The sequence below is a fragment of the Acinetobacter sp. X9 genome (assembly GCF_054889255.1).
This window is the reverse complement of record NZ_CM142679.1, coordinates 1,392,245-1,416,011: the sequence shown is the minus strand read 5'-3', so window position 1 is coordinate 1,416,011 and position 23,767 is coordinate 1,392,245. Positions and strand designations below refer to the sequence as shown.

At 38.7% G+C, this 23,767-nt stretch carries 16 protein-coding genes; 4 read left to right on the top strand and 12 right to left on the bottom strand.

The genetic code is table 11. The features are described 5' to 3' along the window. Positions 1 to 133 precede the first annotated feature (133 nt). Positions 134 to 4,642, bottom strand: coding sequence for a translocation/assembly module TamB domain-containing protein (locus ACYU0V_RS06690; protein ID WP_461849503.1), 4,509 nt, complete (start codon positions 4,640 to 4,642; stop codon positions 134 to 136). A gap of 26 nt (positions 4,643 to 4,668) precedes the next feature. Next, positions 4,669 to 7,404, bottom strand: coding sequence for an autotransporter assembly complex protein TamA (locus ACYU0V_RS06685; protein WP_461849501.1), 2,736 nt, complete (start codon positions 7,402 to 7,404; stop codon positions 4,669 to 4,671). A gap of 166 nt (positions 7,405 to 7,570) precedes the next feature. Between ACYU0V_RS06685 and ACYU0V_RS06680 the strand changes: the two genes are divergently transcribed. After that, positions 7,571 to 8,893: an MFS transporter gene (locus tag ACYU0V_RS06680; RefSeq protein ID WP_233733591.1), complete on the top strand. Its 1,323-nt coding sequence runs from the start codon at positions 7,571 to 7,573 to the stop codon at positions 8,891 to 8,893. Between the two features lie 3 nt (positions 8,894 to 8,896). Further along, positions 8,897 to 9,532: a 2-polyprenyl-3-methyl-6-methoxy-1,4-benzoquinone monooxygenase gene (gene coq7 / locus ACYU0V_RS06675; protein WP_044102222.1), complete on the top strand. Its 636-nt coding sequence runs from the start codon at positions 8,897 to 8,899 to the stop codon at positions 9,530 to 9,532. 45 nt (positions 9,533 to 9,577) lie between these two features. On the opposite strand, the gene ACYU0V_RS06670 is transcribed toward coq7, so the two are convergent. Further along, positions 9,578 to 10,126, bottom strand: a complete 549-nt coding sequence (locus ACYU0V_RS06670) for a DUF2799 domain-containing protein (RefSeq protein WP_005073618.1) — start codon at positions 10,124 to 10,126, stop codon at positions 9,578 to 9,580. Positions 10,127 to 10,531: 405 nt separating this feature from the next. Here ACYU0V_RS06670 and ACYU0V_RS06665 point away from each other — a divergent pair, with 405 nt between their 5' ends. Continuing rightward, complete coding sequence (locus tag ACYU0V_RS06665; protein ID WP_461849498.1) at positions 10,532 to 11,956, top strand: glutamine synthetase family protein; 1,425 nt, start codon at positions 10,532 to 10,534, stop codon at positions 11,954 to 11,956. 77 nt (positions 11,957 to 12,033) lie between these two features. Here ACYU0V_RS06665 and ACYU0V_RS06660 read toward each other — a convergent pair whose 3' ends face one another. From ACYU0V_RS06660 to ACYU0V_RS06620, 9 genes are all read right to left on the bottom strand, one after another. Continuing rightward, positions 12,034 to 12,750, bottom strand: coding sequence for a response regulator (locus tag ACYU0V_RS06660; RefSeq protein WP_000625746.1), 717 nt, complete (start codon positions 12,748 to 12,750; stop codon positions 12,034 to 12,036). 11 nt (positions 12,751 to 12,761) lie between these two features. Continuing rightward, a complete protein-coding gene (locus tag ACYU0V_RS06655; protein WP_461849496.1) occupies positions 12,762 to 15,416 on the bottom strand; it encodes an ATP-binding protein in 2,655 nt (884 codons plus the stop codon). Between the two features lie 38 nt (positions 15,417 to 15,454). Next, a complete protein-coding gene (gene kdpC, locus ACYU0V_RS06650) occupies positions 15,455 to 16,060 on the bottom strand; it encodes a potassium-transporting ATPase subunit KdpC (RefSeq protein ID WP_461849494.1) in 606 nt (201 codons plus the stop codon). Positions 16,061 to 16,073: 13 nt separating this feature from the next. Continuing rightward, positions 16,074 to 18,113 carry a potassium-transporting ATPase subunit KdpB gene (gene kdpB / locus ACYU0V_RS06645; RefSeq protein WP_461849492.1) on the bottom strand — a complete coding sequence of 680 codons (2,040 nt, stop codon included), beginning with the start codon at positions 18,111 to 18,113 and terminating at the stop codon, positions 16,074 to 16,076. Between the two features lie 8 nt (positions 18,114 to 18,121). Next, the gene (gene kdpA / locus ACYU0V_RS06640) at positions 18,122 to 19,831 is read right to left on the bottom strand and encodes a potassium-transporting ATPase subunit KdpA (RefSeq protein ID WP_119685854.1); all 1,710 of its coding nucleotides are present in this window, start codon (positions 19,829 to 19,831) and stop codon (positions 18,122 to 18,124) included. Positions 19,832 to 20,089: 258 nt separating this feature from the next. After that, entirely contained in the window at positions 20,090 to 20,527 is a 438-nt protein-coding gene (locus tag ACYU0V_RS06635; RefSeq protein WP_347746358.1) for a 2-amino-4-hydroxy-6-hydroxymethyldihydropteridine diphosphokinase, read from the bottom strand. Further along, positions 20,484 to 20,864, bottom strand: coding sequence for a dihydroneopterin aldolase (folB, locus tag ACYU0V_RS06630; RefSeq protein WP_347746359.1), 381 nt, complete (start codon positions 20,862 to 20,864; stop codon positions 20,484 to 20,486). Before folB ends, ACYU0V_RS06635 begins: the two co-directional genes overlap by 44 nt. A gap of 15 nt (positions 20,865 to 20,879) precedes the next feature. Further along, positions 20,880 to 22,178 (bottom strand): ABC1 kinase family protein, encoded by a 1,299-nt coding sequence (locus tag ACYU0V_RS06625; protein ID WP_002119658.1) that lies wholly within the window; start codon positions 22,176 to 22,178, stop codon positions 20,880 to 20,882. A 58-nt stretch (positions 22,179 to 22,236) separates the two neighbouring features. Further along, positions 22,237 to 23,013, bottom strand: coding sequence for a HesA/MoeB/ThiF family protein (locus ACYU0V_RS06620; RefSeq protein WP_075383995.1), 777 nt, complete (start codon positions 23,011 to 23,013; stop codon positions 22,237 to 22,239). 173 nt (positions 23,014 to 23,186) lie between these two features. Between ACYU0V_RS06620 and ACYU0V_RS06615 the strand changes: the two genes are divergently transcribed. Next, positions 23,187 to 23,765 carry a flavin reductase family protein gene (locus ACYU0V_RS06615; protein WP_086399129.1) on the top strand — a complete coding sequence of 193 codons (579 nt, stop codon included), beginning with the start codon at positions 23,187 to 23,189 and terminating at the stop codon, positions 23,763 to 23,765. Positions 23,766 to 23,767 lie beyond the last annotated feature (2 nt).

Sequence of the window (23,767 nt, the reverse complement as noted above, 5' to 3'; positions counted from 1 at the left end):
AGGCTTCTTTACTCTTAAGAGAAGCTATACTTTAGATGATAAATACTAAACTTTTTAAATGTTATGAAGACGTTATTAAATTAAAAGCCCACAATAGTGAGCTCTTAATTCATTCATTATTAGTTTCAACTAACTAAAAGCGCCAGTTGTAGAAAAGATCGATTGCTCTTTCTAGAGATTGACTTGCTTCTAAATATAAACGTCGATTCATTTGATAACGTAAAGTGAGTTTGTTTACAGGAGTAAACACCCCAACACCATAGCGAATAAACAGATCTGGTGTGATATAACCCGTTAAACTCACTTGCGTATCATCACCTGTACCTTGTGCATCTAAAGCTAAGCCGCTCAAACCAAACGTACGTCCAATCTGGTTAGTTAAAGCACGTGTACCACCTAAGCCCATACTAATACCCGCAGCAGCAATGGTGTTGTTTACATCAGATTTAAAACCTTCTGCATTACTCAAGCCACTCGAACCTTCATTAATACGACCAGTCACAAGCGCATTCAATGCTTCTTGCTCAGATAAGCCTGCATCGTTATAGACCTGAATGTTTGGTGATGTCGCAGTACCTGTAACACGTACGCCAACCATACTTCCCTGAACATTTTTATTCGCATCGATATCTAAAGTCGGGTTAGCCAATGGTCCATTAAAACGGGCAATTGCTCGGTTCAAGTCTAGACTTTGTCCATAAGCTTCAATTTTCACTTTTTGGCTGACACCAATCGCCCCATTAGCTCTCATTGCAGTTTCATAACCACGTTGGCTTAAGTTTAGACGACCAACTAATGGAATATTACTGTTAAAGCCTTGGAAGATAACTTGTTTTCCAATATTAACAGCAATGTCAGCTCGAATATCCCAAGGTTTAGCGGCCCGTAAAATTGCAAGTGGGTCTTGACCTTGGCGCACGATGCGAACATCTGATGAAGTATTAATAATTGGAGCAGTCGTTTCTGGCATTGAAATACGTGCACGAGGAACATCTACAGATCCTTTTAAACTTAACCGCTTATCAAAAGGATACATATCAAGTGTCAGATTCGGGTTGGCAATTGCGGTAATTAATGGCGCTTGACGTACCAATAAATTATCACCTTTAAGATTTAATTGAAGGCGCGGCGCATCTTTCCACTCAAAACTACCTTTAAGCAAGCCTACACCTTGCCCACTATTAAATGCTCCATCAATTGTTGCCATATCCTGACGAATTGATGAATATACCTGCACATTGGTTAGATTTACTGGCAAAGAAATCATGCTAATCGCACCATTTTTCAGGCGCATTTCACCAGTAAATTGAGGTTGAGTTAATGTGCCGTTGACTTTACCAGCCAAGGCTAACGTCCCACTCATTGAGCGAACATCTTGAATAAAGGGTTTCAAGACTTTTAATTGAACATCATTAAAGGCCACTTCACCATGCATTGGCATCGAAGACTGGAATGGATTAATAATAACGTTCGCGTAACCCGTACCAATATCTGGTGTTTTCACATCAACACGGAATAACAGACCCTCTGATACACTTTTTGCAATCACCCCTAACTCATCATAAGCCAAAGTCGTTGCAGGATCTTGTGGATCTTCAGCAGCTAAACCGATTTCACCTTTACGCGTAATTAAACGCGCATCAAGTTTTGGATTACCGCCATTTACCCACGATGCCTTAGCGTAACCATTTAATTGTCCGGTCATCGCTAAGCCTTCTGGCATAAATGCCGCGAAGTCGCTTAAATCCATGTTCTGAGTTACAAAAGAAATATTACCTCGTGCTTTACTCACTCGGACAGGCTGATCAAAACAGAGTTGACTATTGGTACTTTGCCAGCAATGTTGGCCCACATATAGCTCAGATTTCGCAGAAGAAAAAATTACTGGAGCATTTTGATTTTGTGCCAGACGAATTCGTCGTGAATCAAAACTTCCTTTCTGGATTTGACCTAACCAATCATTCTTTTGATTAAATCCACCTGCCAACTGAACATAGAACTTGGAAACACTATTATTGCCAAGTACTTTCAATAAATGTGCTTTTCTTGTTCCTGTCAAATTCACTTCAGCAGACTGGATTTCTCTATTTCCGCTACGCAGATTATTTAATTTTGCGGTTAATTGAGTCGGTGTTGTTTCCGATGTTGGAAGCTCACCCTGAATACTCAATCTCTTCACACTTACAAGTGTATTAAAAGCAAAATTATCTATGGCAATATTGGCTGTTGCTTTTAAACGTGGTTGTGATTGAACATTCAAATCACCATAAGCTCGTCCGCGCAGTCCTGGATATAACTCGTAGAGTGCTGGCGCATTCAGCTTAATTTTTAGATTTTGTGCATTGCCAGTAGCTTGTAACTGGTTCTGTCCATACACTAAAAATAAGTTATTCGCTTCAAATTGCTGAGGTAAAAAGCCATTTTGATTAGAATCCATCAATAGAGATAGATTACCCTTACCCCGAACAGGTTTATTATTTAAAAAGCCTGCAAGATTCAATTGCTGAATATTAATTCGCTTCAAGTGATCAGACCAAACCCCTTGAGTTTTCAGATTTCCTGAAATTTCACCTTTAACAGTTGAGGCAAAATATTGAGGTTTAAAGCGTACTAATGAACTATTAATATCCCATGCAATGCGGTCTTTTAAATTGACAGAACCAGTAGCATAGATTTTTCCAGCCACACCATCGTGTTGTAATTGGCTAATTCGAATAAAATCTGGCGTACCCGCTATAGAAAACTTCAACAAACCATTTGCCTGTTTTAAGGCTTTTAAAGACCCGTCATAATTAACCGCAAAGCCTTTAAAACCGCCCCCAGCTTTAACATCATGAAATAATAATGCTGCTGTACTTTTTCCACCTAAACTTACAGTTTCTTGACCTGCTTGAGCCAATCGACCAGTTAAATCAATTTTCTCAAACTGAATAATTTGCTGGTTTGGTTTAGCGAAACCATTTGCCTTAATCGAACCGTTTAATAGATTGACCGGCGCTGCTGCATTAATACTTTGCGGATTAAAATCTTTTGCATTTAATAAAGCATTCCAAGCCAGCTGTCGTTTTTCAGTAGGTAATAAAACTTTAGCCTGACCTGTTAAGCTACCTTTTTCAGCAGCAAAACTAAAATTAGGAACATTTAAGATATTATCTTTAACATTCAGGTTGGCTAGATATTGTCCTGCTGGCAATAAAGTTTTTTCATGCTGATATACTTTTGTAGCAACCTTAATATCTTGTTGACCGTCACGTAATGTTAAATCGACTTGACCATTATCACTACTTAACCATCCAATATAAGGCATTGCACGGTCTATATTCGCCCACGCCACATTCATGAGCATTGGTTGAGGTTTATTATTTTTTTCAGGCGCCTGATTAAGCTTGAGTTTCCAAGACTCATAACGGTCAAAATCAACGTTAGCAAATACTTCTGTGCCTTTTTCCAAAGAACCAGTTGAAGCAATAGCAGCATCTAAACTTGGCGGTAAAAAGTCTTGAACTACCTGAGGAATCGCTTTGTCTTTAGGATTAATGCGATCTAAACGACCTTTGATGTCCCAAGTCACATGATCTTTCCAATTCACCAGACCTTTAAGATTAACGGCACCTTTCATAACTTGGCCATTGAAATCGGTAATATTAAGCTGATGAACTAAATCAGTATTCATTAAAGCGTTGTACTGACCTTCAGGTAAATTCTCACCCTTTAAATCTGTATCGAGTGCCAAATTAAGCTGTTTAATATCACCTTGAAACTTGATCACACCATTTTTTGCAAATAGTTTTTGTTCTTGTAGCAAAGGTAAATGATAATTTTTTAATAATAGTTCACCTTGCATTGGAACTTCATCGCGAACAGGATGCAATATTACCCAACCTGTTAATAGATCGGGAGTGGTTGTTGCAACCCCAGCTTTTATAGTATCTAAACTTCCCCGAGCAGCCACTTTAATATTTTGAATATTTAGACTTTTTAAAGATGGGATTCTTAAATCTGCTGTAGCATCTAATGGATATTTACCACTGAAATCCATTTTACCTGTTGCGTTATGGACTGAAAGATAGCCCATATCCATACTAGATTTTTCAAATTCCAGTTTGGTCTCTGACCAAAGTGCATCCTGCAAATGAACGTCATGAAAACTTACATCTGAGGTTGCCAACTTAATTTCTAAATGATCAACATCACCTTCATCTATACGTAAAACAAATGGCAATTTGATTGGTTTAAATTCAAACGGTTTACCAGAAGGCGGAGTTTTATTAATAATACGTAAGTTGCGTACATCTGCATGGCTTAAATGCACTTCTTTTTCTAATAATAAAGAACGCCATCCTAAGCCTACATCAGCTCGATCTAATGAAACATCGATATCTTTTAATTGCACCAAAACATTTTTGAGAATAATGCCTCGCAATAAGTTGCCACCTTCATATTCATATTTAATTATTTTCTGAGCTTCTAAAACTCGATCTAATAAAAAACGGCTTCCGCGGTCCGTTGACATCATGATGACTAACGAAGAAGCCAATAATAACAATATGATCAATATCGTCAGCAAGAAGCTACGCAAAATGCGACGCTTCTTCTTAGGAGAGCTTGGTGCCGAAGTGGGCTGCTGTTCTACTTCCGCCATAAAATAAACCTAATAAAATTTTATTTTTAAAGTTGTGGGCCTATAAAGAAATGTAAACGAATCGGATGGTTCTCATCTGAAATACCCGAAGCGACATCTAAACGGATTGGCCCAATTGGAGACTTCCAGCGAATTCCGACCCCAACACTATAAGCTGCTGGATTACTGAAATCTTTATCGTAAGCATTACCAAAGTCAGAGAAAACAGCTGCTCGCCATCCATCTTTGAACTGATAGTTATATTCTAAAGAACCTACAGCTAAAGCTTGGCCCCCAATTTTATATCCATCTACTTCTGGAGAAAGACTTTTATAGTCAAATCCACGAATCGTTTGGTCACCACCCGTAAAGAATCTAAGATTGTATGGAACTTTGTCAAAGTCATCTGTAAAAATATAACTAAGGTCAGATCTTCCAACAAATTGGTGATCATCATTTTTACCTAGAGAATAAATAAATCTCCAGCCTGCACTCGCAATTGCCATATTGGCATCAGACAGTAAACTCTCGCTGCCTAATTCTAATTTATAAGTTTGTTTAAAAGCTTTTGTTGGGTTTAAACGTGTATTACTTGAAGTTTTAGATGTTTCATAACTAAACAATAATGCTTCTTGCTCAGATGCAGCTGTTTTAAAAGCATCTGGTAATTCAGAAATATCAACATTACCTTTTTGGGTCAAACGGTCTAAACGATAACGAACACCAATAGTATGCTGCCAATTACCTAATGGACGTTTGATTACGCGCTCCCCGCCCACAACAGCAGATTCGGTTAACAGGCTTACATCCGGACCGATATCATCCCGTGTTTCACGCTCATAACCGCCCACAATATTGAAATAGTCATTTAACGGATGTTTATAGGGAATACTATATCGACCATCAATTGATTGACGAATTTCAGAAACTTCTAAGTTGGCATCAAAAGAATGGCCATATTTATTTACGATAGAACGGCGATATTGACTACGTAAACGCGCCCCCGTATCGGTTCCATAACCAATACCAGTTTCCAAACTATTTAGCTTGTCAGCATTTAAAGTCACAATAACTGGAATTCTTTTTGTTTCACGTGCTTGAGCTTGTAAACGATCCTGTTCAGTTTCTTGTTCATCATGCTGAGCTGCGGCGCTTTGCAACATCGCAGTTTGAGGCTCTACCTGTTTTGCATTTTGTGTTCCAGCAAACTGTTTTTCATCGACCACGTTTTGCGTAACTTCTTTATTGGATGTCGCTAATTGACGTGCTTTCGCAAGTTGTCGTTGTTCTGGTGAAAGTAAATTAGACTCATCAACATCAATATTTTGCTCATCCACCAAAGCTTGTAAATCTGGTGGTAGCTCAAGTGGCTTTTCAATTGGATCTGGTTTAATGCTATCAACCAATGTGTAATTAAAATAACGCGAGTTGGTTAGGTTATTCGCGAGCACATTTACACGCCAGAAAGCATAGTCATCACCTTCTTTCCAAGGCGCCATACTTTCTAAGATATTTTGATTTAATGGCAAAGGTTTCGAAGGATCGCTCATACGAAACTCGACCTTATCTAATTTATAACGTTCACCTGTCTCGTAGCGTAAATTAATATCGGCCTTATTTTCTGGCTGACTTACTTTTACATCATGCAATCGCCAGTAGGCATCAAAATACCCGTTATCAGATGCTGCATCGACAATACGGGTTTTAGTGGTTTCATATAAACCGTGGTTAAAAATATCACCCACATCTTGATCAGGAACTAAGCGAATAACCTGAAATTGCGGCTGCTTTTCGCCTGGACCTGTAAACTCAATATTTTGCTCATTAATTCGTACTGGTTCATTTGGTGTCACTCTGACACGAACACGACTCGGACTTAATTTTTCAAATCGGAACTCAGCATTATAGTAACCAACAGCTTGAGCAGCCTGATTACTTAATGTTCTAAGCTGAGGTAAAGCAGCATTGAAGTCTTCAAATGACTCTTGGGTAAATGTTGAAAGCTTACCTTTAATATTTTTAGCCAACACATCTGAAGCACCTTCTACCTCTGCGCTAATACGCGGTACTTGTTCCATCGGAATTGCACGCGGTGGACGTACTTTATTTAAAATACGCTTAAAGAAACCAGCTTGCTCAGGCGGTTCTTCGGCCTCTGGTGTCAATTCAGGCAGTGTTTTTCCAGTCTCATTGGCTTCCACTACAATCTTACTATCAGACTTAATCTCTTGCATAAGCTGATCAATGTTTACAGGTGCCTGATTAATTTGATTTAATTCAGATTGAGTTGCATCGCTTACAGTAACTTCAGGGAGTTTCTGAGTCCCATTTTGAAAGTTCTGTGCTTCATTCTTTGCTTCTTCCGCTACCCTATAAATTTCATTTGCCATGTTTTGATCAACAGGCATATCGGGTAAATCTTCAAGATTATCAAGAGTAATTGGCTTAAATTCATCAATTTGATTTGGAAATTGTTCTTGTTGTTGCAATATAGCCAAGCTATCTTGTTGCTGCTGAGCTTGGGTTACAAGTGTAGCGATATCTGTAACTGGAGCAGTATATTGCTCGTTAACCTGAGCTGATTGTTCAGTTGACTCATCAGATACTGTCTGGTTTAAAGTTGTTGATGAACTATTCTCAACAGAAGTTTGAGCAAAACTTGGCGTTACGCAAACGCTTAACAACAAGCTGCTACAAATAAGTTTAGGAATGCCCTGCATTTTTAAAATTAAATGCATAGAATGTGAGAGAGTTGACTGTTTAAACTTAATTTTAGAAGGCATAGAAAACTCTAGACTTATTTTTTAATAAAACGCACCAATGTGAGTGTAGAACTCACTCAAAACCATTGATTTTTCATTTAATCAAGCGTTAAAAATATCATACATGGTTTTCGATGCAAATTAACACTCGGTCACATTTTTTTATAAAACACAATGAAGTTTGCACATGATGAAACAAGATGAGCACCTGATGACCTCACGTCGGTTTGTACCGATGTTTTTTACCCAGTTTTTTGGCGCATTAAATGATAACGTTTTTAAGCAAGCTTTATTATTGGTGATTACTTATGGATGGATTCAGCAACAATCTGCTCCCGTAAGTACTCTTAATAATTTAGCAGCCCTCTTGTTTATTCTGCCATATTTCTTTTTTTCAGCCACAGCTGGACAAATCGCCGACAAATACGAACGATCTCAACTCGTCCGTGGTATTAAAATTTTAGAAATCATCATTATGCTCATCGGTACTGCAGGTTTCCTGTTAGGAAACTTATGGCTACTTCTTTTTGCTTTATTTTTGATGGGCACACATTCGACGTTCTTCGGCCCGATTAAATACGCAATTTTGCCTGAAATCTTAAAACCGAACGAGTTAATGTCTGGTAATGCGCTATTTCAATCCGGCACATCCATGGCGATCTTGTTCGGGATGATCTTAGGTGGCGCCGTAATTGCCTCATCAGATGGTAATTTATTGTGGATTAGTATCACCGTAGTGGCTATTGCTTGCATAGGCTATTTATTTAGTCGCTTCATTTTGCCGCAAAAAGTTGCTGCACCTGACTTAAAGATTGACTGGAATTTCATCCGTACCAGCTTTCAAACCATTAAATATGCCAAAAGCTTACCGCTAGTATTCACAATTTTGCTAGGCAACTCATGGTACTGGTTTTATGGCGCGACTTATTTAACTCAAATTCCGCAGCTTACCCAGCAAAACCTTCATGCATCAGAAAATGTCGTTAGCCTGTTACTGACTTTCTTTTCAGTCGGTATTGGTGTGGGTTCTCTTCTTTGCCGTAAAATTGGTGGTTCAGAAATTAATATTAAAATGGTGCCGATTGGTGCAGTTGGCCTTACTGTTTTTGCGCTCTACCTTGCTGCCAGTTTAGCTTTTGTACCAGAAAAAACTGGGGCATTACTTACGTTAAAGGACGTTTTTACCCAAGGCTGGGTTTACTACCACGTAATGTTAGCGGTGACTTTATTGGGTATTAGTGGCGGTTTTTATATTGTTCCCCTATATGCCATGATGCAGGCTTATTCACCACGTTCACATCGTGCACGTGTTGTTGCAGCGAATAACATCCTAAATGCCGTTTTTATGGTTTCTTCTGCAATTTTTTCAATCTTAATCTTAAGTGTTTTAAAAATTGATATTAAAATACTATTTATTATTACAGCTGTACTTAGTGCAATCTTTAGTATCTGGCTTCTTGCCCGACTAAAACCAATGCTTGCCACAGCCCACCTTTCTTTAGAGGACTAATTTATGCGCCACTATACTGGAATTGATCAACTTATTAACTCTTTTGATCAAGCATTGCGTAGTCTTGTTCCGGGTGCAACAGCAGCACAGCGCCAAAATCCAGCTGAAACAGTAGAAGCAAAACTTGGCGTAGAAGATGCTCGCCATGTCGCAGGTTTAATGCGTGTTAACCACAGTGGTGAAGTCTGTGCTCAAGCACTTTACCATGGGCAAGCATTAACGGCGAAATTGCCAAATGTACGCCAAGAAATGCAACAAGCAGCGATTGAAGAACAAGATCATTTAGCTTGGTGTGAAGATCGTTTAAAAGAATTAAACAGTCATACAAGTTTGTTAAATCCAATCTGGTACGGGTTGTCATATGGCATGGGTGCCCTTGCCGGTATTGCTGGTGATAAATATAGCTTAGGTTTTGTTGCTGAAACTGAACGTCAGGTTAGTCTGCATTTACAAGATCACTTAAACCAGTTACCTGCTCAAGATGAACGCTCTCGTAAAATTTTAGAGCAAATGAATGAAGATGAATTACATCACCGTCATACTGCACTTGAAGCAGGCGGTGTTGAATTACCATATGCAGTAAAAATTACAATGACTGCTATTTCAAAGTTAATGACAAAAACCAGTTATTATCTTTAAAAAACAAAGGATTGATCTCATTCAGATCAATCCTTTTTTAAAATATTATTTTAATCCATGATCATATTTGAAACGTTCGATATCTCGAATTGAGTTCCAATAGTTTCTGTTAATACGGTCACGATCAATTTGTAATTCTCTTAAAAGCTTACGATAACGCTCACGCTCTTCTGGCTTTAATTTTTCGTTATAAGCACTATCAGAATATTGCTTAAACTTTTCATCATAACGGTCATATTCATTTTTTGCATTGTAGTAATCTGAGGCAGCTCGATAATAAGGTCTTAAACGATTACGCTGCTCGATTGGGCATACATTAATATTGCCGTTACCCTCTAAAGCGTTATAAAAAATATTTGATGGCTGGCAATAATACCCTAAGCCTTCTTTATATCCACGTTCATATGACTTTTGATCTGGAACAATATTGGCTTTTCCACACGCTTTATAATATTGATCTAAACGTGGCGAAGACCCCTTTGAACCATCTTTCTCACCCACTAATGACCAATTCGCAGTCTTACATTCTTCTACGCTCATTGCAGCACAACCTGAAAGGCTGATTGCTAAAATGGCTAAACCGATATTTTTCATATTAAGAAAACTCAAAAATAAAATTAAAAAACGCAAAAAATAAAATTCCAGTACATGTGCTATATAAGCCTTGCTCAATTCAAGATTTATAAATAAATGTTTAACTGGATAAGCATTTAAGTTTAAAGTAGTTTGACCATCTCACCAAATGAGAAGCTTAAATTTTTAGCTTTGTTTAATTTTAAAAAGAGAAATCCGTAGAATTTTATAATGCGCTGACTGCTCTTATACGCTAATTTTACTTTAAAAATTGATTGCAAAAATGAGATTCAAGACATTGATTATTAATAAATAAAAACAATAAACCCCATAAAAAAACCTTTCATCATTTTACTCTTTTTTTACGAGATTAACTTCAAAGGCTACGTTAGGATTTTAGCTAAATAACCACCAAGGTTTTTTATAATGAGTACACTTATTTACCCAAATTTAAACTTAAAAGATCCTCAATTTAAGGCATTTAAAATATCAGATAATTTTATTCCTCCGACACAATCTGGTACTTTCCAATCAGATCTTTTTTTAAAAGAAGTTGATGAATATTTAAGTTTATATCCTCACACTCAGCACATTGATATTTGTCTACATGACTTAAACGGGCATATTCGTGGCAAACGTATTGATGTTAAGAGTCTGAAAAATCTATCTAATGGATGTTATTTTCCTCTTTCTGTTTATGCCATGAGCCTTGATGGAAAAGTGATTGAAGAAACAGGCTTGGGAAAATATATTGGTGAACCAGATAGACTTTGCCTGCCCATTTTAGGCAGCTTGCAACCAAGTGCCTTATCCCCAGAATTAAATGCTCAGCTTTACCTATCAATGCAAGAAGAAGATGGTTCAGACTGTCGCTATGAACCACGTAATATATTAAAAAAATTATTAAATCAGTTACATGCTAATAATTATTTTCCCGTCATGGCTGCCGAGCTAGAGTTTTACCTTTTCTCACCTCAGCATCAATTCGAGACATGTTCAGAAAACCAATGTTTTGATATAGATGCGCCAAATAACTATCAACAAGTCCTAGATGAAGTTGAAAAAGCAGCCTTACTACAATCAATTGAAATTACCGCAATTGTTGCGGAATCATCCCCTGGACAATACGAATTAAATCTTCAACACAGCCATGACATTTTAAAACTCTGCGATCAAATTAATGCTTTAAAAAGAATTGTAAAGCAAGTCGCAAGAAAACATGACTTAACTACTTGTTTCATGGCGAAACCGAACTTGGCAAAGGCTGGTAGTGGCATGCATTTTCATATGAGCATGCTTAATCAATACCATGAAAATATATTTAGTTCAAAAGTAGAAAAAGATGAGCTTTCAGTCAAATTATTGAGCGCGATTAGCGGACTCATTGAGTTAATGCCTGCATCTATGGCGATTTTAGCGCCTAATATTAATTCTTATAGACGTTTTAAAATTGGTCATCACGTGCCATTAGAAGCCAATTGGGATACTAACAACCGAAATGTTGCAATTCGCATTCCATGCTCAGATATACAAAATCAACGTTTAGAATATCGTGTTGCTGGAGCCGACTGTAATCCCTATCTGGTAACAGCGACTATTTTAGCGGGCGTATCTTATGGCTTATCTCATAAATTACCGCTGCCAAAACCTGCACATCTTTTAAAATTTCCAGACGAGCACATTTTATTAGCCAACAATCAGCCGGAAGCCTTAAAAATATTTAAAGGAAGTCTTATTTTAGAAGGATATTTAGGAGCAGACTTTGTCGAACATTGGTACACAGTTAAACAGGCTGAATATCAAAGTATTTACAGTCAAATGACTGAAGCAGAACAACATTGGGATATATAAATAAAAAGAGCAAAAAAACTATAAACCACTTTGCAAACCCTTAGGGAGAAATACCCTAAGGTTTTTTTTGTATCTAATTAATGATTTTTCTGTTTAGCTAAAAAACGTAACCCAACACCTGGTTCAGTAGCAATATAACGTGGCTGAATTGCGTTATCCCCCAGTTTACTGCGTAACTTGCCCACTAAAATACGTAAATAGTGCGTATCTTCCTGATGGGTGGGTCCCCATAGCTCTTTTAAAAGCTGAGGCTGTGTTAAAAGCTGCCCTTGATAGCGCATTAATAACGTCAAAAGTTGAAACTCTTTTCGAGTTAAAGTAATTGGCTGTTGCTCGATCCAAACTAATCGTTGCATGACATCAACCTTGAGATAACCATCGTCATATACATGGGCTTCTTGCTGAATCGGTTGATTTCTTAAAATGACACGTATGCGCGCCAAAAGCTCTTGCACACTAAAAGGTTTGGTCATGTAGTCATTTGCACCTGCGTCTAGCAAGGCAACTTTTTCATATTCATCAGCACGTACAGATAACACAATAACGGGAACATTCGACCAGCTACGTAATTCTTGAAGCACTTCTTTTCCGTCTAAATCGGGTAAACCTAAGTCTAAAATAACCAAATCAGCCCCTTGGGTTGCCAATGCCTCTAGGCCTTTGTAACCCGTTTCACAGAGCGTGGTTTTGTATTTTTGAGTTCTTAAAGCAATGTCTAAAAATTTACGGATTTGAGGCTCATCATCAATAATCACAATACGTGTTTCTACAGGTGATGTTTCTGAACTTATCATGAATTTACAACTTATTCTTTTACTGGATGAATGGGTAATTTGATTTGAATTAAAGTACCTTTATTTTGGCGCCCTGAAAATGCTTCTATTGTACCCATATGAGCACCAATAATCGCTTTTACAATTGTTAGACCTAAACCTGTACCGAATTTTCCACGGTCTCCACGCTCCATAGTATAAAACATATCGAAAATGCGATGTCTTTCGTCTTCAGGGATTCCTGCACCTTTATCTTCAATTTCTATTTTCACCTCATCTTCTGACGCAAGATGAGTACGAATCATAACTGGTTCATCTGGAGGTGAAAAGTTTGCGGCATTTTCTAAAACATTAAAAATAGCTTGCTCTACCAGTGCAGGGTGAACATACAAACTAATCGCTTGTTCAGGTAATTCAACCGACACTTGAGTATCTGGTTTATAGCGCTTTAAACGGCGAGTTGCCGAACCAATTAATTCATCTACACCAATCCAGTCTCTTTTTAAAGTTAGACCTTCGTGACCTAAGCGTGTCATATCAAGTAAGTTTTGAATATAACGGTCTAAGCGCTCACCTTCTAAATGAATTGTTTCAAGCAGATCTTGCTGGTCTTGTTCTGAAATTTCAGCTTTAAAATTGGCAAGCGTGTCTGCTGCCCCAATAATAGAAGCAAGTGGCGAGCGTAAATCATGCGATACCGAAGATAATAAAGCAGAACGTAAGCGCTCTGTTTCACTGGTGACTTTTGCTTGTTCAAGTTCATTCACCAATTGGGTTCGAAGTACTGCTTGTGCAATGTATTCAATTACACTTTCAGTCAATTTCTTTTGCTCAAAATTTAAGGAAACCACTTCATCCTTAAAGTAAATTCCCACAATACCTAGGCTATTTTTTTGTTCTAAAAGAGGTAAAAACCACCAGTTTGACTGACTCAGCGTATCGGTAAAACGCCCACATGGCTGCTTGTGTTTCAAACACCATTCTGCGGCTACTTTTTCTTTATCATTTAGCTCAATATCAGATGAAATTACCTTATCTCGAATAGAAATCCACACTTTAGTTTGAAGTTGTGTTTCTAAAGTCATACGTCCTGTTTGCATGACTTCTTCAAGGTTTACTGCACTAGAAAGCTTACGTGCCAAGTCTTGCATTACCTTAGTGTAGGCATTCGCAGCTTTTAAAGACAAAACTTGCTGGCGTAACTGAGAAGCTAAACGGCCAGCAATTAAAGCTGCTGCAAAAAAAGCCACAACGGTCACTACCCCTTGGTGTGCTGAAATCTGAAAGGTATAACGCGGGGCAATAAAGAAAAAATTATAGGCCAAAAAACATATTAAGGCTGCCACTACTGCAGCTAACATTCGGGTTTTTGTTGCAACAATTAAAACAGAAATAATAAAGATGACAGAGAAGTCTTCAATACCAAATAGAACTTCGGCGAAGTGAGCTAGAAAAATGCTACCGCACGTCACAGCTAAAACAAAAATGCTTTCTTTTAATGATAAAAATGAAGGTTTTTCGAGCTGATTAATCTTTTTAGTGCCCTGTTCTGGGTGCAAAATGGTTAAAGCAATCGAGTTTTCTTGATTTAATAATTGCTGAGCTAAATTTTTCTTAAATAACGTTAACCACCACGGCGAAATACTTTTGCCAATGACTAGATTCGAAATTCCTCGGTCAACCGCGGCATCCATTAACACTGACGCAACTCGATGCCCATATAAGACTTCTGTTCGACCACCTAGTTGTCGAGCCAACTCAAAGGCGCGGTCAATCTCAATGTATTCTTTTTTATAAGAACTCACTGAACTCTGTCCAAAGTCCAAACTTTTAGCAACATTTACTACAGTCCATGTAGCACCATTACGTTCTGCTAAACGACAGCCTGCTCGCACTAAATATTCAGAAGAGCCTTGCCCATCTATCGCAATCATCAATTCATTTTGTAAAGATATAGATTTCAAACCCTTTGAGGCATAACTCTCTTTTAAGTCTGAATCGACATGCTCAGCAACGCATTGCATTGCGAGTTCACGTAATGCTGTTAAATTTGAAATGCTAAAAAAGCCTTGTAATGCGAGATTTGCTTGCTCTGGCACATAGACTTTTCCTTGATGGAGCCTTTCAATAAGCTCACTGACGGGTAAATCTATTAAGCGAATGTCTCGAATACGATCAAATACCCGATCTGGTACTGTTTCATTTACTCGAATGCCTGTAATTTGATAGACCACATCATTTAGGCTTTCTAAATGTTGAATATTTATAGTGGTGAATACATCAATACCAGCGTCTAGCAACTCATTAACATCTTGCCACCGTCGTTCGTGACGACTATTTGGGACGTTGCGATGAGCCAATTCATCAACCAAAACGATTTGCGGATGCCTAAGTAAAATAGCATCCAAGTCCATTTCTTCTAAAATATGCCCCTGATATTGCATTTCTTTTCTAGCAATCTGAGGCAACCCTTCCAAAATTTTTAGAGTTTCGATTCTTCCATGGGTTTCAACAATACCAACAACAACATCTGTGCCCTGTTGAAATAATTCTTTGGCGCGGGCGAGCATGGCATAAGTTTTTCCTATACCAGGTGCCGCACCAAGAAAGACCGTTAGTCGACCGGCTTGATATCTGTTGACATGATTTAATAAGGCCTCAGCCTGATTTTCGCGATTGCTTTGCACTTGATATCATCCGGTAAACTAACAACTTTATTTTTAAGTTAATGTGTAGATTGTAATTGATCTAAAGCAATATTGAGCTGTAATACATTAACACGAGCTTGCCCTAGTACACCAAACTGCTTCGGTTCAACATACTTTTGCAAAAGCTCTTCCACAACCTTAGGATCTAAATGACGAGCTTGAGCCACTCGAGCAACCTGTAACTGAGCAGATTCAGGACTAATATGCGGATCAATACCACTACCAGATTTAGTCACCAAATCACTTGGAATAGGTGTATTGCCCGTGTGATCTTGTTTTTTCACCGCAAGAATCTGAGCATCAATTTGTTGCTGTAGCTCAGGATTAGTACGAGCTAAGTTTGTACCTGCCGTAGCCATCGGGTCATAAGCAACTGCTGAAGGACGCGGATGAAAATAAGTTTCTCCAACAAATGGCTGAGCAACTAATTTTGCCCCTAAAACTTTATGATCTATTTCAATCAAACTACCATTCGCTTGATTGTTAAATAACACCTGTCCCGCACCTGTAGCAATCGCACTATAAACAGCGCCACAGCCAACTAAGGTAAAAATTAATAATCCCAAAGATGCTCTTAAGGTCTGACCCAAATTTGCTTCTGAATTTTGTACATAAGTTTTCATTTCAAACTCCAGATTACAAACCAAATAATTGAACAATCACTACATCAATTGCTTTAATGGCAAGGAATGGCATAACCACACCGCCCACACCATAAATCAACATATTTCGACGTAATAACTGAGTTGCCGTTGAAGGTTTAAATTTGACGCCTCGTAGTGCAATTGGAATTAATAGCGGGATAATAATCGCGTTAAAAAGTAATGCGGATAAAATCGCACTGTTTGGGCTTGCCAAGTGCATTACATTCAATACTTGCATTTGTGGAATCGCAGCAGCGAACAATGCAGGTAAGATGGCAAAGTATTTAGAGACGTCGTTTGCTAATGAAAATGTTGTTAGAGCACCACGGGTAATCAGCTGCTGTTTCCCAATCTCGACCACAGCAAGTAGTTTGGTTGGGTCAGAGTCTAAATCAACCATATTGCCAGCTTCTTTTGCAGCTTGTGTACCTGAATTCATGGCTAACCCAATATCTGCTTGTGCTAATGCCGGCGCGTCATTGGTTCCGTCACCGACCATTGCAACTAAACGACCTTGTTGTTGTTCGGTGCGAATACAAGCCAATTTGTCTTCTGGTTTTGCTTCGGCAATATAATCATCTACACCAGCTTCAGCAGCAATCGCGGCCGCAGTTAATGGGTTATCACCTGTAACCATAACGGTTTTGATGCCCATTTCTCTTAAACGAGCAAAACGTTCTTTAATGCCGTGTTTAATCACATCTGAGAGTTCAATCACACCCAACACATGATGTTGATTAGCGACGACTAAAGGTGTTGCTCCTTTTTTGGCAACTTGTTCAACACGCGCTTTTAATTCTAAATCTTGAGAATAATCTTCATCTACAAACTTCAAGATCGCATCTAAAGCACCTTTACGAATTTGGTCACCATTCGGTAAATTCACACCAGAAATTCGAGTCGAAGCACTAAAAGAGATAAATTCGGCTTGCTCAGGTTCTTGCTGTTTTAGCCCTTGCTCTTTTGCTAACTTAACAATCGATTTCCCTTCTGGTGTCGGGTCAGCCAGTGAACTTAAGCAAGCAGCAGCTCTCAACTCAGACTCGGTTACCGAAGTTAAAGGATAAAAAGAGGTCGCTTGACGGTCACCATAAGTAATGGTTCCTGTTTTATCGAGTAAAAGCACATCAATGTCACCCGCAACTTCTACCGCTTTACCTGATTTTGCCAAAACATTGGCTTTGAGTGCACGATTCATCCCCGCAATACCAATCGCAGGTAACAAACCACCAATGGTTGTAGGAATCAAGCAGACCAATAACGCCACGAGCACAACTGGATCAAGTTCAATATGCAAATACTTGGCAATAAATGGCAGGCTAATCACGACAATTAAAAACGTGATTGTCATCACCATTAACAAGAAGCCAAGTGCAATCTCATTCGGAGTTTTCTGGCGATTTGAGCCTTCAACCAAAGCAATCATACGGTCTAAGAAACTTTGACCAGATTCAGCAGTCACTTGCACAACAATACGATCTGTCAGAACTTTGGTTCCACCAATAACACCTGAACGGTCTGTTCCAGCTTCACGTAACACAGGTGCTGACTCACCTGTAACAGCCGATTCATTAATAGTGGCAAAGCCTTCTACAATCTCACCGTCGGCTGGAACAAGCTCACCTGCATGTACTTCAATAAAATCATTTAAATGAAGTTCAGTAGCTGCAACTTGAGTGGTTTGACGGTCTGTCAAAGAGTTGAGTCTTCGAGCCGTTAAATTTTCTCTTGCTGCACGTAATGAAGATGCCTGTCCACGACCTCTGGCCTCTGCAACCGCTTCAGCATAATTAGCAAATAAAATGGTAATAAACAGAATTGCTGTAACCACTAAACCAAATAACAGCGTGGTGTAACCCAAGACTGTACTAAATGCTGTAACCACTGTTCCAAGCCATACAATTGCCATCACAGGGTTTTTAATTGCATGCTGCGGTAGCAGTTTCACAAATGCATTTTTCCAAACTTCAAAATTTGGCACTGCCATGGTTTGTTTATGGCTATTTACATGAGTTTGTGTATTCATTTTCACTCGCCTCCTTAGCCTTTAACCAACAAAAGTTGATCGGCAATAGGCCCAAGGACAAGAACTGGCATAAATTGTAATAAGGTAAGCAACACAACAATCGTAATCAGCGTTAAAGCAAAGGTTGGAGTTTCAACCTGAAGACTACCTGCTGTTTCGGGTGCTTTTCTTTTTGCTGCTAAACGTGTTGCAATCATTAATGGCAAAATTAATGTCGGGAAGCGTCCTAACAGTAGAGCAATACTACAAGTAACATTCCACCATACAGTGTTGTCTCCAAGACCTTCGAAACCTGAACCATTGTTTGCAAATGCAGAAACATATTCGTAGAACACTTGGCTAATACCATGTGGTCCCGGATTACTAATTCCAGATATGCCTGGAACGCTGAGGCTTAATGCGGTGAATGCAAGAATGACTAAAGGTTGAATCAAGATAATAATCGCGAGCAATTTAATTTCTGCTGCTTCAATCTTGCGCCCGAACAATTCAGGGGTACGGCCTGTCATTAAACCTGCAATAAATACGGCAAGTAATAGATAAATCATAAACTGTTGCAGACCACAGCCCACACCACCCCAAATCGCATTAATCAACATGTTGATGAGTTCGACTAAACCAGTAAGCGGCGCAGAAGAATCATGCATCATATTGACCGAGCCGTTATTTACCTGTGTAGTAAGCGCTGCCCAAACTGCTGATGCTGCTGGTCCAAAACGTTGTTCTTTACCTTCCATTACGGCAAATTGAGATGCTGTCGATGACATACTTTCAGACCAGACAGCCGCTGCACCTGAAATAATCGACATGAAAAGCATGCTACCAAAGACAAAGTAAGCAAACTTTTTACGCTGAGTAAAATGCCCGACCATAAAAATGACTGTGATTGGAATAAGTAAGATCGCAATCATTTCTAGTAAATTAGAAAATGGTGTTGGATTTTCTAAAGGCACAGAACTATTTGGACCATACCAACCGCCACCATTACTACCCAATTGCTTGATCGCTACCATTGGCGCAACTGGCCCTAAAGGAATTTTTTGGGTTTGTACTGTATTGGCTTTATCAATAAGTTGTACTTCTGGCCCACCTTGGAAAGTTGCTGGCACGCCTTGGCTGTTAAGCAACAATGACCAGACAAAACAGAGTGGAAGCAAGAATCGGACTGTAGGGCGAATTACATCTGCCCAATAGTTACCAATTAAAATTTGATCTGGCTGCTCAGCAACATCGGCCGTAATATGGCTTGGACGCTGATAAAAGAAAGCTCTTAATGTCGCAACAACCAAAGCCAGCCCCATCATTGGAGTAATGACTTGCAAACCTACAATACCTGTCATTTGCGACAAATAAGATAACTGAGCCTGACCAGAATAATGCTGTTGGTTGGTGTTTGTTAAAAATGAAATAACAGTGTGTAGTGCTAAATCCCAACTCATATTTGGTGCATGATTTGGGTTTAATGGTAGCCATGCTTGCGTCATAAAAATAGCAAGAATAGCCACAGCAAGAAAAATACAGCTCACAACAAATGCTAAAGAATATTGTTTCCAGTTCATTTGTTGTTGTGGAGATACACCTAACAAGCGGTATACAGGATTTTCAATCCAGCGAAATAATCCATCACCCCACATCGGCTGATTTGCCATCACTTTGGATAGATATTTACTGAGGCACCATGCTAGAAAAATAGCAATAAATAAAACAAGTATAAGTTCTAACATAGCTATTCTCCTCTATACCCCTTGGCTTGATTTGCCAAACTGGAAATAAGGAGAGATGGAGAAATATCATTTGTTTTAAGTCCGCATAAGACAATGCCAGACTGATGCAAGATGCGCATTTGAGAATTTATAAGCATCTTTATTGTCCTGAAATAACACTAATTTAGTGAATTTCAGTATCGGTAAAATGCCCGTAAATTCTCTATTGAGCAAGTCAAAGCCCGCGTAAAGTTTGCGTAAATTTTAGTTTGAAAGACTCTAAACTTTAAAATTAACCACTGGATAAAGCATGCTATCAGCCTTTAATATTTCACAATGCCAAAGTTCGTATAAAGGAATTTTTACATCGAGTGCTAACGGCAATTTTTTAGAATTAAATTGCATATGGTCCAGATCACTTCCCCATGCAATCAAATCTACATCTAAAGAAATATGATGCGATGGTCGAACACGCCCAGAATCTGACTCAAGTTTCTTTAGAAAAGATTCAATTTGTTCAGATGATAAGGTGCTTTTTAATAGACACGCTGAGTTCCAGTAATCATCTCCAATACCATCTCGGCATGGAATTTGATAAACAGATGAAAACTGCACTCTCCCCAAAGTTGCCAATTGCGTATACGCAAAAGTAAAGTGCTGATCTGCGTCTAAATTACTCGCTAGGGCGAGCGCAAAAATTGTTTCTGGTACGTTCAAGACGAATTCCTACAGCATTTGCTTCTGCAATGATGGCTGGCTTACGGATGGTTATGGTAATTTTTTCAATTGATGAAAAGGTTTCAAACAAACATTGTAAAACCAAATGTGCTGCATGCTCGATTAATTCAGGTTTGGCTTGTTGAATGGTTTGAGCCGATAACTCACAAATCTGCGCGTAGTTGAGAGTGTCCTCAAGCTTGTCAGACTCTGCTGCTCGGCTCAAATCATTATGGATGGTTAAATCCAACATTAAAGGTTGAATGATTTGTCTTTCCCAGTTGAAACAGCCAATCACTGTCTCAACTTTCAAGCCTTCAATAATAATGGCATCCATAAATTTAAACTGACCTTAGTGCTTTAACAACGAAGCAGGTTCCATATTTTGAACCATTTTCAAACGTTGGTCTGCATAAATATCAGTATATGGTGCGAGTACGCGCATAAAACGATCGAAATAAAGCATTTGCTTAAATAATAAGGCAAAATCTCGAGGGAATTTAATCCCATGACGCTCACCAACCCCTACCATATCCATCATAATGTCATTTAAATCGGCTGGATTTGAAGACAAGATCTGTTGCGGATCGGCCATTAATACGCCATTAAACAAACGCTCTAGATCTTGAGCCAACACCTGAACGTCAATTTTGTTATGGGTCATACCCATCTTCAACATATTTTCAGCCATTGCCTGATAATCAGTTTTTTGTAAGGCATCCATAAATGCAATACATGCAGTCCAAACTTCAGGTTTTAACTGACCGACGATACCAAAATCGATAAAACCAATACGCCCGTCTTCAAGCAACATTAGGTTCCCAGCATGTAAGTCAGCATGAAAACTCTTACACAGCATGAGACTACCAAACCATGTATTCATGGCAGTAATCAGTACTTGTGATGGATCTTTAGCATATTGTTTTACGACACTAAAGTCAGTCAAAGACACACCGTATAGGCGTTGCATGGTCAAAACACGGCGTGTAGAAAACTGATGATAAACTTTAGGTGCTGTCGCTGCTTTATTTTGTGAAATATTAAGATATTCCACAAAATCATCTAGGTTTTGTGCTTCTTCAATGAAATCGACTTCACGGACCATACGGCTTTTAATTTCATCTACAATTTCTGAAAGAGCTGCGAATTTGATCTTTGGTACTGCACGTTCAAGTAGCTTGGCAGCCCAATGCACCACACTTAAGTCCGTATATAAAATGGTTTCAACGCCAGGCTTTTGTACTTTAATAACAACATCTTCACCTGTAGTCAGCTTAGCTGCATGAACCTGAGCAATTGAAGCAGAAGCTAATGGCTTTTCATCGATGTAGCTAAAAATCTGGCTTAAATCGCGTCCTTCAAATTCAGATGCAAGCACACCTTGAATATAACTAAATGGTAGTGTTGGGGTCTGGTCTAAACAACCTTGAAATTCTTCTACATATTCACGTGGAAAAAGCGATGGCGTACTCGCAATAAACTGACCAAGCTTAATATAAGTTGAACCAAGTGACTCAAAAGTCTCTCGCATGAGTTTGGCATTACTTGGTTTTTCAGTTGCGTATTTAATTCCAGCTTTGGCCGCAACCACTGCTGTTTCACCAATGCGGGCGACGGAACGCAGCCCATCAAACAAAATATTTTTTTTCATATTTCTTCAAAACCAAATCATTCAGGTTGAGTGTAGCAAATTTTGTTTAATTTACTGATTAGCTTGCCTGACAAAGTGGGCAATTTACATCTTTATCAAAACTAACAATACGTTGTGTCATATTTAAACCATCCCACAATAATAGTTTCTGCTTTAAAGGTACACGATTTAGACCTAAATACAGCAAAGTGTGATGTGCTTGTAATGACGCTATCATTACAGGAGTAGTTGCAAGTACCCCTGACTCTGCACAGCGCAGCCCTTCATTGCTATGCTGTTCTTTCGGAAAAAGGCATTCATAACAAGCTGAATCTCCTTCAACCATGAACATTTGCGCCTGAAAACCAATTGCTGAAGCGCTAATTAATGCGACTTGATGTTTCTTACAAGCTGCGTTTACCAAATAGCGAGTTGTAAAATTATCACAGCCATCTAAAACCACATCTTGGTGTTCAACCAGTCTATCAATGTTATGTTCGTCTAAACGTTCGTTATAGTATTCAACACAGATATAAGGGTTAATTTTCTGTAACCGTTTAGCTAGAATTTCTGCTTTATAGCGACCAACATCTTCATGACCAAATGCGATCTGACGTTGTAAGTTACTTATCTCGATCGTATCCGCATCAATCAGTGTAATTTTCCCAACCCCTGCTCGCGCTAGTAGCTCTGCACTACTACATCCTATTCCGCCAGCACCGACAATCAGTACATTAGCAAGTTTGAGTTTTTCCTGAGCTTCAATATCCCATCCATCAAGTAAAATCTGACGGCTATAGAGATGCATTTCTTCATCACTTAACTCTACAAAATCGATATCTTGGAGCTCGGTCACGCGTTAATCCTTTTACTTAGAAGCGAAATGATTTTATGACTAAGTTCGTTATTATGAAAGCTATAAAATAGAAACAACTTTTTTATTCTAATAAAGCTTATTTGCCAACATTGCATCTATCAAGCTTTCTGCAACAATAGAAATATCTATTTTCTTTATTACTTAGGCTAAATATGACCCAATCATATATTGCACCTGTAGAGTTAGAAAAAGCTTATCGTTTATTAAATCATGGCCCAACTGTGCTTGTTTCTGCGCAACATGGTGACGACCGCAATGTAATGGCTGCTGCTTGGGCATGTGCATTAGAATTCAAGCCAGCCAAAGTCTCCGTTGTTCTCGACAAAAGCACTAAAACACGACAGCTGGTTGAGCAAAGTGGCTATTTCACACTACAAGTTCCCTGCTATGCACAGCTCGATCTGACTCATCAACTTGGAACCATTAGTAAGCTAGATGATCCAGAAAAACTTGAGCATTGTGGTGTTGAACTATTTTATCAAGAAGGTCTTCCTAGCCCGCTTGTATCAGGTTGCATTGCATGGCTTGTGTGTAAACTTATTCCAGAACCCCATAATCAGTCAGCTCATGATTTATTTATTGGTTCTGTTGTAGGTGCATGGGCAGATAGCCGCGTTTTTAGAGATGGGCACTGGCATTTTCAAGATGCACCAAAAGAACTTCGCAGCCTGCACTATATTGCAGGTGGAACTTTTTATTTGATTGGTGAAGAAGTCAAAGCTCAAATTTAATC

Excerpts from the sequence above, each read along its gene's own strand:
- ACYU0V_RS06660 (WP_000625746.1), bottom strand. The coding sequence starts at position 12,750 with ATGATAAGTTCAGAAACATCACCTGTAGAAACACGTATTGTGATTATT.
- ACYU0V_RS06685 (WP_461849501.1), bottom strand. The coding sequence starts at position 7,404 with ATGCCTTCTAAAATTAAGTTTAAACAGTCAACTCTCTCACATTCTATG.
- ACYU0V_RS06615 (WP_086399129.1), top strand. The coding sequence starts at position 23,187 with ATGACCCAATCATATATTGCACCTGTAGAGTTAGAAAAAGCTTATCGT.
- ACYU0V_RS06690 (WP_461849503.1), bottom strand. The coding sequence starts at position 4,642 with ATGGCGGAAGTAGAACAGCAGCCCACTTCGGCACCAAGCTCTCCTAAG.
- ACYU0V_RS06625 (WP_002119658.1), bottom strand. The coding sequence starts at position 22,178 with ATGAAAAAAAATATTTTGTTTGATGGGCTGCGTTCCGTCGCCCGCATT.
- ACYU0V_RS06670 (WP_005073618.1), bottom strand. The coding sequence starts at position 10,126 with ATGAAAAATATCGGTTTAGCCATTTTAGCAATCAGCCTTTCAGGTTGT.
- folB (WP_347746359.1), bottom strand. The coding sequence starts at position 20,864 with ATGGATGCCATTATTATTGAAGGCTTGAAAGTTGAGACAGTGATTGGC.
- kdpC (WP_461849494.1), bottom strand. The coding sequence starts at position 16,060 with ATGAAAACTTATGTACAAAATTCAGAAGCAAATTTGGGTCAGACCTTA.
- coq7 (WP_044102222.1), top strand. The coding sequence starts at position 8,897 with ATGCGCCACTATACTGGAATTGATCAACTTATTAACTCTTTTGATCAA.
- kdpA (WP_119685854.1), bottom strand. The coding sequence starts at position 19,831 with ATGTTAGAACTTATACTTGTTTTATTTATTGCTATTTTTCTAGCATGG.
- ACYU0V_RS06665 (WP_461849498.1), top strand. The coding sequence starts at position 10,532 with ATGAGTACACTTATTTACCCAAATTTAAACTTAAAAGATCCTCAATTT.
- ACYU0V_RS06680 (WP_233733591.1), top strand. The coding sequence starts at position 7,571 with ATGATGAAACAAGATGAGCACCTGATGACCTCACGTCGGTTTGTACCG.